Origin of the sequence: Polaribacter sp. KT25b, assembly GCF_900105145.1 — a bacterium.
In the GTDB taxonomy this organism is placed as follows: domain Bacteria; phylum Bacteroidota; class Bacteroidia; order Flavobacteriales; family Flavobacteriaceae; genus Polaribacter.
Window position 1 is genome coordinate 934594 of sequence record NZ_LT629752.1, and the last position, 12848, is coordinate 947441.

The window sequence follows — 12848 nt, forward strand, 5'->3', positions numbered from 1 at the left end:
AAAATCATTTTTCAAAATGAAAGAAGAAACAAATACTTTATATGCCATTTATAAGAATGGTATACACTTAGGTAATGAAAAAGGCATAAATATTAATGATGCAATAAGAAAATACCTTATTGCATCATTGTATGAGGATTTTTTAGAGGATAAGGAATTCGCTTCTTTATATTCAGGTAAAGAATCGATTAAAAAAATACATTTCTTATAATTATTCCCTTAAAACTTATACCCCGATGTCGCGGATTTGCAATCCGAGAATACTAAATATCTATATAAAACCGTTAACCAAAAGATTGTATGTTTAATTCTGCTCGTAATTATGCAGACTTAGATGTTATTGTTTTAAATGTTTTTTAAGCTGTTTAATTCTTACAGTTTGGGCACGGATTGCAAATCCGCGCTATCAGGTTTAGTTCTGCTCGTAATTATGCAGACTTAAATGTTATTGTTTTAAATGTTTTTTAAGTTGTTTAATTCTTACAGTTGTGGGCACGGATTACAAATCCGCGCTATCATGTTTAATTTTGCTCGTAATTATGCAGACTTAGATGTTATTGTTTTAAAAGTTTTTTAAGTTGTTTAATTCTTACAGTTGTGGGCACGGATTACAAATCCGCGCTATTTATATTTAACAATTTGCCTTCTTCTAATTTGTATCGTAATGCTAGTAATTTTAAGAAAAAATAGACTGTTAATCTACGTCAGTTAACATACAAATAAGTATTATCTTTAAATTAAGTCTATAAATACTAAACAAAAAAAATCCAAGATGTTGTCTTGGATTTTTATATACTATATGTAGTAAGTATTTTAAAACTTATACTCTTTCAAAGGTTTTGGAAACTTCTCTGGGTTTGCCGCTAAATGATAACGAGGATCATCTATATCATCAATAATAATATCTGTAAAAACAGGACTAGATTTATAGAGTAGCAATTTACAATCTTCACTTAAATGTTTTAACGTAATTGTTTTGCCTGCAGCTTGGTATTTTTCTACCAAGGCATAAATAGCTTCAATAGCAGAATGATCGGAAACACGAGCTTCTACAAAATCTATTTCTACTTTTTCAGGATCATTTTTTATATCAAATTTTTCGTTAAAAGTAGCAATACTTCCAAAGAATAATGGTCCCCAAATTTCATATACTTTCGTGCCATCTTCTCTAAAACGCTTTCTAGCTCTAATCTTTTTAGCACTTTCCCAAGCAAAAACTAAGGCAGAAACAATAACACCCACAAAAACGGCAATTGCTAAATCAAAAAATACAGTTACAGCAGAAACGATGATTAATACAAAAGCATCCGATCTTGGAATTTTCTTTAAAATTCTAAAACTAGACCAGGCAAATGTTTCAATTACCATCATAAACATTACACCAACAAGTGCTGCAATAGGTACTTGTTCTATATATTTATCAGCAAATAAAATAAAAGTTAAAAGCGTTAACGCCATCATAATTCCAGATAAACGTCCACGTCCGCCAGCATTAATATTAATAACAGTTTGCCCAATCATACCACAACCACCAGTTCCACCAAAGGCGCCACTAACAATGTTTCCTGCTCCTTGTGCAATACATTCTTTATTTCCGTTTCCTCTAGATTCTGTTAATTCATCCACTAAATTCATGGTCATTAAAGTTTCTATTAAACCTACGGATGCCGCTAAAAAAGCATACGGAGCAATAAATTTTAAGGTATCAAGATTAAAAGGAAGGTTGCTCCACAATTCTACAACGTTTAAATTCTTAGAAAGTTCTGCAATTCCGTTTAAACCTGCGCCACCACCATCTCTAATAAAATCGCCTACATTAATAGACCCTAATCCGCTAAAAATTGAAATTAGTGTAACAATTAAAATGGCTGTTAATGCCGCCGGAATTTTTGTAGTTAATTTAGGTAAGCCCCAAACAATAAACATGGTTAATAATACTAAACCAATCATTACATACAAAGTGTTACCTTGCATGGTTGTTTTTACAACACCACTATCTTTTACAGTATAAAATCCTTCATCAGAAGCGTTAAAAACTACTTTCTTCGTTTTTGCATCAAAAACTTGACCATCAGACACAAGAAATACTTCTTCGTTTGTATTACTGTTTTTTACGGATTTTCCATCAATCGTAAATAGTAAGGTATTCGATTTTAAATCTTTTACTTGATTGTTAGATACATTATATACCAATTCTTTCGATTCGGTTTTACGCATATTTTGTCCGAAGAAATCTTTTTTATTCTCTTTAAACATTCCCAATTGCGCCATAAAAATCACAATTGCCAAACCGTTTACAAATCCCATCATTACAGGATGTGGAATTAAACGCACAAAACGACCTAGTTTAAAAACACCTGCAAAAACTTGAATAATTCCCATTAATACAACGGCGGCTAAGAGATAAAAGTAACCCATGTTTTCAACAGGATTGTCAAAAAGCAAACCTTTTGCGTGTCCTTCTTGTATCATATGAACAAAAATAACAGCTACAGCGCCTGCTGCACCAGATATTAATCCGGGTCTTCCGCCAAAACTAGCTGAAATAATTCCGACTACAAAAGCACCAAATAAAGCAACGATTGGGCTTATTTGTGCCACAAAAGCAAAAGCGACAACCTCTGGAATCATTGCTAAAGAAACCGTGATTCCTGCTAATACATCGTCTTTGGCATTTGGTATTATTTTTCTAATAAATTCAGTCATAATATAGTTACTTTTAAAAGTCGGCAAAGATAGTTTGTTTTTTTTAGATAGGCTTCTAGTGTAAAAGTTTATGCATATTAGTGCTTAAAATTACGAATTTGTCTTATTCTTAGGATGAATTTTAAGATTAAACAAATAATATCATTTATATATTACTGCAACTTAAAACTAGATTATTAGGCTTTTTTATAAGCATCATAAACAAGTTTGATGTTTGCAAAAGTATTTTTTAATGCTTCATCAATTTCTTTTTCATTTTTAAAGCAAACCTCTGTAATTCCTTCTTCGGTTTGCGGCACTAATGGTTTGTCAAAGTCAGAGGTCATTAAAAACCAATGCGTTTCTTTTAGTTTTATGCCTTTGTAAAAATAAATATGATACGTAGTAATTAACTTTTTTTTGATGGATAAATTAAAAATGCTACATTCTTCTTCAACTTCTCTAATTCCGGCAGTTTCAATGCTTTCTCCTTTTTCAATTTTTCCTTTCGGTAAATCCCAAAAGTTATTTCTATAAATAAATAACACTTCTTTTTTTTGATTTAAAACCAATCCGCCTGCGGCAGGAATAACTTTCATGTTTTTTAAGAAAATTAACCAATCGGTTTCTATATCAGAAGAAATTAATTTTATACCTTTAATGTCATCATTCTTAAGCTTGTTTAACACTTCGTCAAAAAGAATATTTTTAAAGTTATATACCGGAAAAATATTTTCTTTTTTTAAAGAAGAAGTGATAATAATTGGTTTGTCATTTATAAAAACTTTATACATTTGCAATATGATTTTAAACAAAGATAACGCAAAAAAAACAGCTAAACATTTATTGCAAATAAAAGCAATAAAGTTAAGCCCTAATGATCCATTTCAATGGGCTTCTGGTTGGAAATCGCCTATTTATTGTGATAATAGAATAACTTTATCTTTTCCGCCTGTTCGTATTTTTTTAAAGGAAGAATTAGCTAAAATTGTTGAGTTACAATATGGTAAACCAGATGTAATTGCAGGTGTTGCTACTGGTGCAATTGCTATTGGTGTTTTAGTAGCTCAAGAATTAGGATTACCATTTGTATATGTTAGACCAGAACCTAAAAGCCACGGAAGAAAAAACCAAATTGAAGGCTATTTAGAAAGAGGTCAAAATGTGGTTGTTATAGAAGATTTAATTAGTACTGGAAATAGTAGTTTAAATGCTGTTAAGGCAATAAAAGAAGCTGGTGGAGTTGTAAAAGGAATGGTTGCAATTTTTACGTATGGTTTTCAAATAGCCGAAGATAATTTTAAAGAAAATAATATTCGTATAACAACTTTAAGTAATTATGAAAATTTACTTGAGCAAGCGTTAGATAGTAAATATATTTCTTTAAAAGAGTTAGATACATTAAAAGAGTGGAAGGGAAATCCTAGCCAGTGGAAACAAGAAAAAGTAGATAATTATGAATATTAGTGGTACTAAAGTAGTGGTTAAAAAATCTCAAAAAGAAACTTTTGAATTTTTATCAGAATTAAAAAACTTTGAACAATTGATGCCAGAATCTATTCAAAAATTTGAAGTTGAAGGAGATTCTTTTATTTTTGGATTAAAAGGAATGCCAGAAATAAGATTGATTTTAAAAGAAAGTACAGAGTTTTCTAACATAACTTTAGGCGCTGCAAGTAGTAAATTAAGTTTTGAATTAGTTGCCATTATTGATGAAATTAATGAGAGTTCATCAGAAGTTCAATTAGATTTTAATGGAGAATTTAATATGATGATGGCAATGATGGTTAAAAAACCTTTAACCAGTTTTATTGATACATTAACAGATAATTTAGGAAAAGTTTAAGCGAAAGAAATTTCTTTAAGGCCAAATTCTTTAACGATTTCATCTTCTAGTTCAACTTGAAGATTTCCATATAAAGAAATTCCTATTATCTTACCCATAAATAAAACATCGTTTCTATCTTTAAACATAGAAGGGATGTTTTTTTTATACAATACATTTAAGTAACCCGTTTCTAATTCTTGATATTTTTTAAGTGAAAGTAAGTGTATCGTGTTTTTTAAATTTTCAATAATTTCTAGCAATAAATCATCTAAATCATAATCATATTTAGAATTAGTACTATTCTTTAAAGAGGTTGCATTTTTTAATGAATCTGCAAATTTTTCTTGATTTACATTTAATCCAATTCCAATAATAGAACTCGTAATTTTAGTACCTTTAATATTGTTTTCTATTAAAATGCCACATATTTTTTTATTTGCTGACAAAATGTCGTTAGGCCATTTTATAGAAAGGTTAGGTGTTTTGTAATTAGAAAGTGTATTAAATATAGCCAATGAAATAGCAAAGTTTAAATATTTTTGATCTTTAATTTCTAAATCAAAATCTTTTGTAAACACACTGAATGTAAGGTTTTTAAAAGGTTTAGAAATCCATTTATTTTCTACTTGTCCTCGGCCTTTTTCTTGGTTATTTGTAACCACAACCGTGAAATTTTTAAGGGTAGAATTTTGTCCCATTTCTTTTAAAAAAGAATTGGTAGAATCAATGGCATTAAGTTTGATTATTTTCAAGTGTTAAATAAAGTGTAAACTAGTTCAATATTACGCAAAATACTCGCAAAAAAATAATAACTTTGCACTAAATTAGAAAAATATTAATGGCAAAAAAGCAAGCAAGCGCAGACGATTTAATCTCTTTGATTATTAAAGGGATAGACGATGTTAAGGGAGAAAATATTTTATTATTAGATTTAAGAGAAATAGAAAACACAGTTTGTGATTATTTTATAGTATGTTCTGGTAGCTCTAATACACAAGTAAACGCAATTTCTGGTTCTGTACAAAAAGTAGTAAGCAAAGCATTAAAAGACAAGCCTTGGCATATAGAAGGGCAAGGAAATTCTGAATGGATTTTAATGGATTATGTAAATGTAGTGGTTCATGTTTTTCAAAAACATGTTAGAGACTTTTACGATATTGAAAGCCTTTGGGGAGATGCGAAAATTACAGAAATAAATCCAGTTTAATCTTATTGATTTTTATAACAAATGAGCGATTCAAATAAAGAAAACAAATCAAATTTACCTAAATTTAAATTTAATTCGTATTGGATTTATGGTGCAATTTTTATCATAATTATAGCCGTACAATTTTTTAGTAGTGGAGATTTAGCTTCAAAAAGTATTTCAAAAAATAAATTTGAAGAAATTTTAAAAGATAATGACATCAAAGAAATTGTTGTTGTTAACAAAGATATAGCACAAATTTATTTAACTACAGAAGCGTTAAAAAAAGAGAAGCATTCTAAACAAACTACCACAACTTTTTATAGACCTGGTTCTCCTGTTTATGAGTATAATTTTGGAGATTTAAGAACTTTTGAAGAAAATGTAGCTAGTATAAAAAAAGAAAATAATTTAATTGTAGATGTAGATAATAAAGAAAGTACGAGCATTTTTGATGCTATTCTTGGATTTTTACCGTTTATTATTTTAATTGCTGTTTGGTTATTTTTTATGAGAAGAATGTCTGGGGCCGGTGGTGGCGCAGGCGGTGGAGGTCAAATTTTTAGCATTGGTAAATCGAAAGCTAAATTATTTGATAAAGACACTAAAGTAAAAACTACTTTCGAAAATGTTGCAGGTTTAGAAGGAGCAAAAGAAGAAGTACAAGAAATTGTAGATTTCTTAAAAAATCCAGATAAATATACTTCATTAGGAGGTAAAATACCAAAAGGAGCTTTATTAGTAGGACCTCCAGGAACAGGTAAAACATTATTAGCAAAAGCGGTTGCTGGTGAAGCAGATGTTCCTTTTTTCTCTTTATCTGGTTCAGATTTTGTTGAAATGTTTGTTGGTGTTGGTGCATCTAGAGTAAGAGATTTATTTAAACAAGCGCAACAAAAATCACCTTCAATAATTTTTATTGATGAGATTGATGCAATTGGTAGAGCTCGTGGAAAAAATAGCATGACTGGTGGTAATGACGAACGTGAAAATACCTTAAATCAGTTATTAACAGAAATGGATGGTTTTGGTACTGATACAAATGTTATTGTATTAGCCGCAACTAATAGAGCAGATGTTTTAGATAGCGCTTTAATGCGTGCTGGTCGTTTTGACAGACAAATTTATGTTGATTTACCAAATATTAACGAAAGAAAAGAAATTTTTGAAGTTCATATAAAACCATTAAAGTTAGCAGAAGATGTTAAAATAGGTTTTTTAGCACAACAAACACCAGGTTTTTCGGGTGCAGATATTGCAAATATGTGTAATGAAGCAGCATTAATTGCAGCAAGAAATGGTAAAAAAGCGATTCATCATCAAGATTTTTTAGATGCAGTTGATAGAATTGTTGGTGGTTTAGAAAAGAAAAATAAAGTAATTACACCAAAAGAAAAGCAAGTAATAGCGTTTCACGAAGCTGGTCATGCAACGGTAAGTTGGATGTTAGAACATGCTGCACCTTTAGTAAAAGTTACAATTGTACCAAGAGGGCAATCTTTAGGGGCTGCTTGGTATTTGCCTGCAGAAAGAATGATTGTTCAAACCGAACAAATGCTAGACGAAATGTGTGCTACAATGGGGGGTAGAGCTGCAGAAAAAGTAATGTTTGATAAAATCTCTACAGGTGCTTTAAGTGATTTAGAAAAAGTTACTAAACAAGCTAGAGCAATGATTACTGTATATGGTTTAAATGATGAAGTTGGTAATATTACTTATTATGATTCTTCTGGTAACGATGCTTTTGTAAAACCTTATAGTGAAGAAACAGGTAGAAAAATTGATAAAGAAATTTCTAAAATGATAGAAAATCAATATCAAAGAGCAATTAAACTTTTAGAGGATAATAAAGAAAAATTAACAACATTAGCAGAATTATTATTAGAAAAGGAAGTTATTTTTAAAGATGATTTACAAGAAATATTTGGTAAAAGACTTTTTGATGAAATTGAAGAAGCAGAAGTTGATGCTACCAAACAAGAATTAGAAAAACCTACAGTAGATAAAATTTCAGAAGAATAAGTTTTAATGAATTTTTTTAAAAAGCTCTTTAATATCCAAGAAACAGAGGATAAAGAAATACAAGAACAAGAGATAAATTTATCTCTTGATGAATCTTTTGTTCATAATTTTGTAGAAAAAGGAGGTAAGTTTTTATATTGTTTAAATAAAGAAGAGGTAATTGATAATTTTAAAAAAGTTCTTTCTGAGAATAGTTGGGATGAAGTTTACTTGTTAAATGATAAATTAGCGTCTTTATTTAATAAAAATGAAGTAAAAATATTAAATAAATTTAACGATAATACACCAATACTTACCCCTTGCGAGCATTTAATTGCAGATAGTGGAGATATTTTATTTTCATCAAATCAATTAAAAAGCACCAAGTTAGGTGATTTTTCTGATAACTTTATTGTTTATGCAACTACAAGTCAATTGGTTAAAGATACTGGTCAAGGTTTAACTGGTATAAAAACAAACAATAAAGAGCAGATACCAACAAATATATCTCCAATAAAAAATTATGTTATTAATAAAAATGATGATAATTTTCTAAACTATGGTAACAGTAATTCAAAAAACTTATATTTGTTGCTATTAGAAGATTTATAATATGCGCCACCTTTTAAAAAGGAGTTTTTCTGGAATAATTTATGTTTTATTATTTCTTTTTGCAATTCTCTTTTCAAGAGAATCTTATATCGTATTAACTACTATTTTTGGGTTTTTATGTATTTGGGAATTTAATAAAATGGTTGACTTAAAAAATTATGCATCTTATATTTTTTATGCATTTGTTTTATTTTTAATGCTACAAAGACAAGAGAGTTATGCTACTGTTTTAGTTTTATCAATTACTTTATTGTCTTCTTTATTTCTGATTTATCAATTATTTGCAAAAAAACAAATTACCTTTTCTAATGATAGGGCAAAATTAGGAGTTACCATTAGATACATAATATTTTCAATATGTTTTTTAGTGTTACTTCCGTTTCATAAAAATACCTTTCATCCGTATTTAATGATCAGTATTTTATCAATTATCTGGATAAACGATTCGTTTGCTTTTTTTATTGGAAAAAATTTTGGAGCAAATAAGTTATTTCCATCAGTATCACCAAAAAAAACTATTGAAGGTTTTTTGGGTGGTTTAACTTTTTCGTTGATAGCTGCATTATTTATTAGTAAGTTTAATCTAGAATTTTCTATGATAAATTGGCTAGTTATTGGAGTTATTGTTTCTGTAGTTGGTACAATTGGTGATTTAGTGGAATCTAAATTTAAAAGACAAGCTAAAATAAAAGATAGTGGTAATATAATGCCTGGTCATGGAGGTATTTTAGATAGGCTAGATAGTTTGTTGTTTGCTGCACCATTTGTATATTTGTATATTAACTTTATAATTTAAGAATGATTCGTTTTCATAAAGAAGGGTATAAAATTATTTCGATAACTTTTATTATTGCAATTTCTGTAATCTTACTCGCAGATTATTTTATTGATATTACTTGGTTATTAAAAACTATACAAGTAATAATGTTAGGTTTTGTAGTTATCGTTTTACAGTTTTTTAGAAATCCGGCAAGGCATACAAAATTAGACGAAAATCAAATAATTGCACCTGTAGATGGTAAAGTTGTGGTTATAGAAGAGGTAGAAGAACCAGAGTTTTTCAAAGATAAAAGATTACAAATTTCAATTTTTATGTCTCCAATTAATGTGCATGTTACAAGATATGCTATGAGCGGAATTATAAAATACAGTAAATATCATCCAGGAAAATATTTGGTTGCTTGGCATCCAAAAGCATCAACAGAAAATGAAAGAACAACAGTAGTTGTAGAAAATAAAACTTTTGGTAATGTTTTATACAGACAAATTGCTGGAGCTTTAGCAAAAAGGATTGTAAATTATGCTAAAGTAGGAGATAAAGTTGTACAAGGAACAGATGCAGGTTTTATAAAATTTGGTTCTAGGGTTGATGTATATTTACCAATAGGAACTAAAGTGAATGTAAAATTAGGAGATAAAGTAAAAGGTGGTGTCCAAGTTATCGCAGAAAAATAATATAGATTTAGATACTGAGTATAAAGCTGCTTTTGACAAGATTTCTAAGTTAAAAGAAGCTGTAGCACCAGATATTATGCTAAAATTTTATGCTTATTATAAGCAAGCTAATTTTGGTAATAAATTTTCTTTTAATAATGGTTCTGATCTTAGAACTGGTTTTAAATTTAATGCTTGGATGCAGTTAAATGGTATGACTACAGAAGAGGCAAAAAGAGAGTACATTGAACTAGCCAAAGAATTTTAATAAAAAAATACTAATTTAATTAATTACAATTATGAAAAAAATATTTATTATTTCGTTTTTAGTGATCGCAACTGCATTTAATTTTACTGCATGTAAATCTGATACTAAAAAAGAAGAAAGTAAAACAGAAGAAATAGAAAGTACTACTAAAAGTGAATCTACTTTTTCTGTAACAAATGCTAAAAATGAAATTAACTTTACAGCTTATAAAACTTCAGAAAAAGTAGCTGTTGGTGGTCAATTTAAAGAGATTAATATAATTGCTGGAGGCGAAGGTAATAGCGTAAAAGAAGCAATTAATAATACAGAATTTTCAATTCCTGTTAGTAGTCTTTTTACAAAAGATACAAGTAGAGACTTTAAAGTTAAAAAGTTCTTTTTTGGTATGATGGAAGATACACAATTACTTTCTGGTAAGTTAATGATTACTGATGATGCAAACGGAACTGCAGAAATTAAAATGAACGGAGTTAGTAAAAATGTACCTTTTACATATACCATTGTTGATAAAACTTTTAATATGAAAGCTACAATGCATATTAACAATTGGAATGCTTCTAAAGCTTTAGAGGCTTTAAATAAAGCTTGTTTTGATTTACACAAAGGTGCAGATGGAGTTTCTAAAACTTGGAATGATGTAGCTTTAGATATTACAACAACTTTTTAAAGAATTATAAATTATTTAATGCTTTTTTAAGTGTTTTAAATCGAAAAGAATAGCCATTCTTTTCGATTTTTTTTGCCGAAACTTTACTTCCTTCTAATAAAATAATAGCCATTTTACCAAATATAAGTTTTAATAAAAAATCAGGAACAGCAATTGGTAAAAAAGGTCTTTTAATACTTTTTGCTAATATTTTAGAAAAAGATGTATTTGTTTGATGTTCTGGCGCAACAGCATTATATATTCCGGTTAAATTGTCTTCAACAGCCTTTATATACATTTCGCATAAATCATCAATATGAATCCAAGGTAAAAATTGTTTACCAGAACCTAAAGGTGATATAATTGGAGTTTTCATTTTATCTAAAGCTCCGCCTTTATCAGATAATACAATTCCTGTTCTAAAAATAGTTACAGGAATGTCTTTTGCTAAAAAGTGATGCGCAGCATTTTCCCATTTTTGGCAAACTTCACTTAAAAAATCATTTCCAGGTTTGTCTGTTTCAGTGTAAATTTTATTCGAAGTTATGGCACCGTAATAACCAACTCCAGAAGCAGAAATAAATCCTTTTAAAGCTATGCTAAGTTCGTTTATTTTATCAAAAAGTAAATTGGCAGAGTTTACTCTACTATCAATAATTATTTGTTTTCTTTCTGTAGTCCAACGTTTATCAGCAATTCCTGCACCAGCTAAATGAATGATATAATCTGCATTTAAAAGTGCTTTTTCATCAATATAATTTGTAGAAATATCCCATTTAAACTCATTTTTGTTTTTAGGACTTCTACTTAAAATTACAACTTGATGATTTTTATCAATCAGTAATTTTGATAATCTTTTGCCGACTAAACCTGTGCCACCTGTAATAATTACTTTTGCCATATTGTAAAGATAATTATTTTTTGTTTAATGTTTTGTAGATTTAATAAAACAAATCTATGTTAAGATATATTAAAGCAATGTTAATCTTTATTTTTGATGCATTTAAAGCTGTATTTTTATCCTCGATGAAAAATAATAGTAAGAGAAAAGGTTTTGTTTTTAAAACTTATGAGGCAGAAAATCAATCGCCTTTCGAGAAATTATTCGAAATCTTTAAGGAATTAATTACACATACTTCTGGCGATTTTGATGAGGCTATCGATTGGTTGCGCTCTTTAGATAAAGAATATAAATTGACAGATGAAAATTATACAATTGATGATTTTATAGAAGATTTAAAAAAGAAAGGGTATATAAAAGAAGAAATAAAAGGAGATGGAACCGGTGGAACAAAAATCACTCCAAAAACAGAACGTGCTATTCGTCAGCAAGCGTTGAATCATATTTTTGGAAAAATAAAAAGAAGTGGCGCAGGAAATCATAAAAGTAAATCTCCAGGAATAGGGGATGAACATACAGGAGATTTTAGAAATTATCAATTTGGTGATGCTTTAGATAAAGTTTCTATGACAGAAAGTATTAGAAACGCTCAAATTAACAACGGGATTGATAATTTTAATTTAACCGAAAGTGATTTAGTGGTTGAAGAAACCTTACATAAAAGCCAAATGAGTACGGTGTTAATGATTGATATCAGTCATTCTATGATTTTATATGGAGAAGATAGAATTACACCTGCCAAAAAAGTGGCCATGGCTTTAGCAGAACTAATTACTACACGTTATCCAAAAGATACCTTAGATATTATTGTTTTTGGTAATGATGCTTGGGCTATTAAAATTAAAGATTTACCGTACTTACAAGTTGGCCCTTATCACACAAATACCGTTGCAGGTTTACAGTTGGCAATGGATTTATTACGTAGAAAACGAAATACCAACAAACAAATTTTTATGATTACGGATGGAAAACCAAGTTGTTTGCGTTTACCTGATGGACAATATTATAAAAACAGTAATGGTCTAGACAAATATATTGTAAACAAGTGTTATGCAATGGCACAACAAGCCAGAAAATTACACATTCCTATTACTACTTTTATGATTGCACAAGATCCTTATTTAATGCAATTTGTAAGAGCGTTTACAAAAGCAAATCAAGGAAAAGCATTTTATACAGGCTTAAAAGGTTTGGGAGAAATGATTTTTGAAGATTACGAAACAAATAGAAAAAAAAGAATTAGGTAGCCCATCTGCCCTTCAGGCATCTTCCCAAAGGGAAGAATTG

Annotated in this window: 15 protein-coding genes; 11 read left to right on the forward strand and 4 right to left on the reverse strand. The window is 29.0% G+C overall.

What is annotated here, in order from left to right; genetic code table 11:
• Window positions 1–16: 16 nt before the first annotated feature.
• The gene (locus tag BLT70_RS03865; protein ID WP_091891810.1) at window positions 17–211 is read left to right on the forward strand and encodes a hypothetical protein; all 195 of its coding nucleotides are present in this window, start codon (window positions 17–19) and stop codon (window positions 209–211) included.
• A 602-nt stretch (window positions 212–813) separates the two neighbouring features.
• On the opposite strand, the gene BLT70_RS03870 is transcribed toward BLT70_RS03865, so the two are convergent.
• Window positions 814–2706 carry a SulP family inorganic anion transporter gene (locus BLT70_RS03870; RefSeq protein ID WP_091891813.1) on the reverse strand — a complete coding sequence of 631 codons (1893 nt, stop codon included), beginning with the start codon at window positions 2704–2706 and terminating at the stop codon, window positions 814–816.
• A gap of 176 nt (window positions 2707–2882) precedes the next feature.
• Window positions 2883–3479, reverse strand: a complete 597-nt coding sequence (locus BLT70_RS03875) for an NUDIX hydrolase (protein WP_172824381.1) — start codon at window positions 3477–3479, stop codon at window positions 2883–2885.
• A gap of 7 nt (window positions 3480–3486) precedes the next feature.
• Between BLT70_RS03875 and pyrE the strand changes: the two genes are divergently transcribed.
• Window positions 3487–4152: an orotate phosphoribosyltransferase gene (gene pyrE / locus BLT70_RS03880; protein WP_091891816.1), complete on the forward strand. Its 666-nt coding sequence runs from the start codon at window positions 3487–3489 to the stop codon at window positions 4150–4152.
• A complete protein-coding gene (locus BLT70_RS03885; RefSeq protein ID WP_091891819.1) occupies window positions 4142–4531 on the forward strand; it encodes an orotate phosphoribosyltransferase in 390 nt (129 codons plus the stop codon). Before pyrE ends, BLT70_RS03885 begins: the two co-directional genes overlap by 11 nt.
• On the opposite strand, the gene BLT70_RS03890 is transcribed toward BLT70_RS03885, so the two are convergent.
• Window positions 4528–5265, reverse strand: coding sequence for a biotin--[acetyl-CoA-carboxylase] ligase (locus BLT70_RS03890; protein WP_091891822.1), 738 nt, complete (start codon window positions 5263–5265; stop codon window positions 4528–4530). The genes BLT70_RS03885 and BLT70_RS03890 overlap by 4 nt on opposite strands.
• Window positions 5266–5351: 86 nt before the next feature.
• Between BLT70_RS03890 and rsfS the strand changes: the two genes are divergently transcribed.
• Genes rsfS through BLT70_RS03925 form a run of 7 tightly spaced genes read left to right on the forward strand, consistent with a single transcriptional unit; the run spans window position 5352 to window position 10681 of the window.
• The gene (gene rsfS / locus BLT70_RS03895) at window positions 5352–5720 is read left to right on the forward strand and encodes a ribosome silencing factor (RefSeq protein WP_091891825.1); all 369 of its coding nucleotides are present in this window, start codon (window positions 5352–5354) and stop codon (window positions 5718–5720) included.
• Between the two features lie 21 nt (window positions 5721–5741).
• Window positions 5742–7721, forward strand: coding sequence for an ATP-dependent zinc metalloprotease FtsH (ftsH, locus tag BLT70_RS03900; RefSeq protein WP_091891828.1), 1980 nt, complete (start codon window positions 5742–5744; stop codon window positions 7719–7721).
• 6 nt (window positions 7722–7727) lie between these two features.
• Complete coding sequence (locus BLT70_RS03905; RefSeq protein ID WP_091891831.1) at window positions 7728–8312, forward strand: hypothetical protein; 585 nt, start codon at window positions 7728–7730, stop codon at window positions 8310–8312.
• A 1-nt stretch (window position 8313) separates the two neighbouring features.
• A complete protein-coding gene (locus tag BLT70_RS03910; protein WP_091891833.1) occupies window positions 8314–9108 on the forward strand; it encodes a phosphatidate cytidylyltransferase in 795 nt (264 codons plus the stop codon).
• Between the two features lie 2 nt (window positions 9109–9110).
• On the forward strand, window positions 9111–9767 hold the full coding sequence (locus BLT70_RS03915; protein ID WP_091891836.1) for a phosphatidylserine decarboxylase family protein: 657 nt from the start codon (window positions 9111–9113) through the stop codon (window positions 9765–9767).
• Window positions 9742–10014 (forward strand): acyl-CoA-binding protein, encoded by a 273-nt coding sequence (locus tag BLT70_RS03920; RefSeq protein WP_172824382.1) that lies wholly within the window; start codon window positions 9742–9744, stop codon window positions 10012–10014. Before BLT70_RS03915 ends, BLT70_RS03920 begins: the two co-directional genes overlap by 26 nt.
• Before the next feature lie 31 nt (window positions 10015–10045).
• Window positions 10046–10681 carry a YceI family protein gene (locus BLT70_RS03925; protein ID WP_091891839.1) on the forward strand — a complete coding sequence of 212 codons (636 nt, stop codon included), beginning with the start codon at window positions 10046–10048 and terminating at the stop codon, window positions 10679–10681.
• Window positions 10682–10685: 4 nt separating this feature from the next.
• On the opposite strand, the gene BLT70_RS03930 is transcribed toward BLT70_RS03925, so the two are convergent.
• A complete protein-coding gene (locus tag BLT70_RS03930) occupies window positions 10686–11561 on the reverse strand; it encodes a TIGR01777 family oxidoreductase (RefSeq protein WP_091891842.1) in 876 nt (291 codons plus the stop codon).
• Window positions 11562–11686: 125 nt separating this feature from the next.
• Here BLT70_RS03930 and BLT70_RS03935 point away from each other — a divergent pair, with 125 nt between their 5' ends.
• Window positions 11687–12808 carry a VWA domain-containing protein gene (locus BLT70_RS03935; protein ID WP_091897378.1) on the forward strand — a complete coding sequence of 374 codons (1122 nt, stop codon included), beginning with the start codon at window positions 11687–11689 and terminating at the stop codon, window positions 12806–12808.
• Window positions 12809–12848: the final 40 nt, after the last annotated feature.

What these genes read in the sequence shown, in the direction of transcription:
- BLT70_RS03865 (WP_091891810.1), top strand. Translation starts at nt 17, where the DNA reads ATGAAAGAAGAAACAAATACTTTATATGCCATTTATAAGAATGGTATA.
- BLT70_RS03870 (WP_091891813.1), bottom strand. Translation starts at nt 2,706, where the DNA reads ATGACTGAATTTATTAGAAAAATAATACCAAATGCCAAAGACGATGTA.
- BLT70_RS03875 (WP_172824381.1), bottom strand. Translation starts at nt 3,479, where the DNA reads ATGTATAAAGTTTTTATAAATGACAAACCAATTATTATCACTTCTTCT.
- pyrE (WP_091891816.1), top strand. Translation starts at nt 3,487, where the DNA reads ATGATTTTAAACAAAGATAACGCAAAAAAAACAGCTAAACATTTATTG.
- BLT70_RS03885 (WP_091891819.1), top strand. Translation starts at nt 4,142, where the DNA reads ATGAATATTAGTGGTACTAAAGTAGTGGTTAAAAAATCTCAAAAAGAA.
- rsfS (WP_091891825.1), top strand. Translation starts at nt 5,352, where the DNA reads ATGGCAAAAAAGCAAGCAAGCGCAGACGATTTAATCTCTTTGATTATT.
- ftsH (WP_091891828.1), top strand. Translation starts at nt 5,742, where the DNA reads ATGAGCGATTCAAATAAAGAAAACAAATCAAATTTACCTAAATTTAAA.
- BLT70_RS03905 (WP_091891831.1), top strand. Translation starts at nt 7,728, where the DNA reads ATGAATTTTTTTAAAAAGCTCTTTAATATCCAAGAAACAGAGGATAAA.
- BLT70_RS03910 (WP_091891833.1), top strand. Translation starts at nt 8,314, where the DNA reads ATGCGCCACCTTTTAAAAAGGAGTTTTTCTGGAATAATTTATGTTTTA.
- BLT70_RS03915 (WP_091891836.1), top strand. Translation starts at nt 9,111, where the DNA reads ATGATTCGTTTTCATAAAGAAGGGTATAAAATTATTTCGATAACTTTT.
- BLT70_RS03925 (WP_091891839.1), top strand. Translation starts at nt 10,046, where the DNA reads ATGAAAAAAATATTTATTATTTCGTTTTTAGTGATCGCAACTGCATTT.
- BLT70_RS03930 (WP_091891842.1), bottom strand. Translation starts at nt 11,561, where the DNA reads ATGGCAAAAGTAATTATTACAGGTGGCACAGGTTTAGTCGGCAAAAGA.
- BLT70_RS03935 (WP_091897378.1), top strand. Translation starts at nt 11,687, where the DNA reads ATGAAAAATAATAGTAAGAGAAAAGGTTTTGTTTTTAAAACTTATGAG.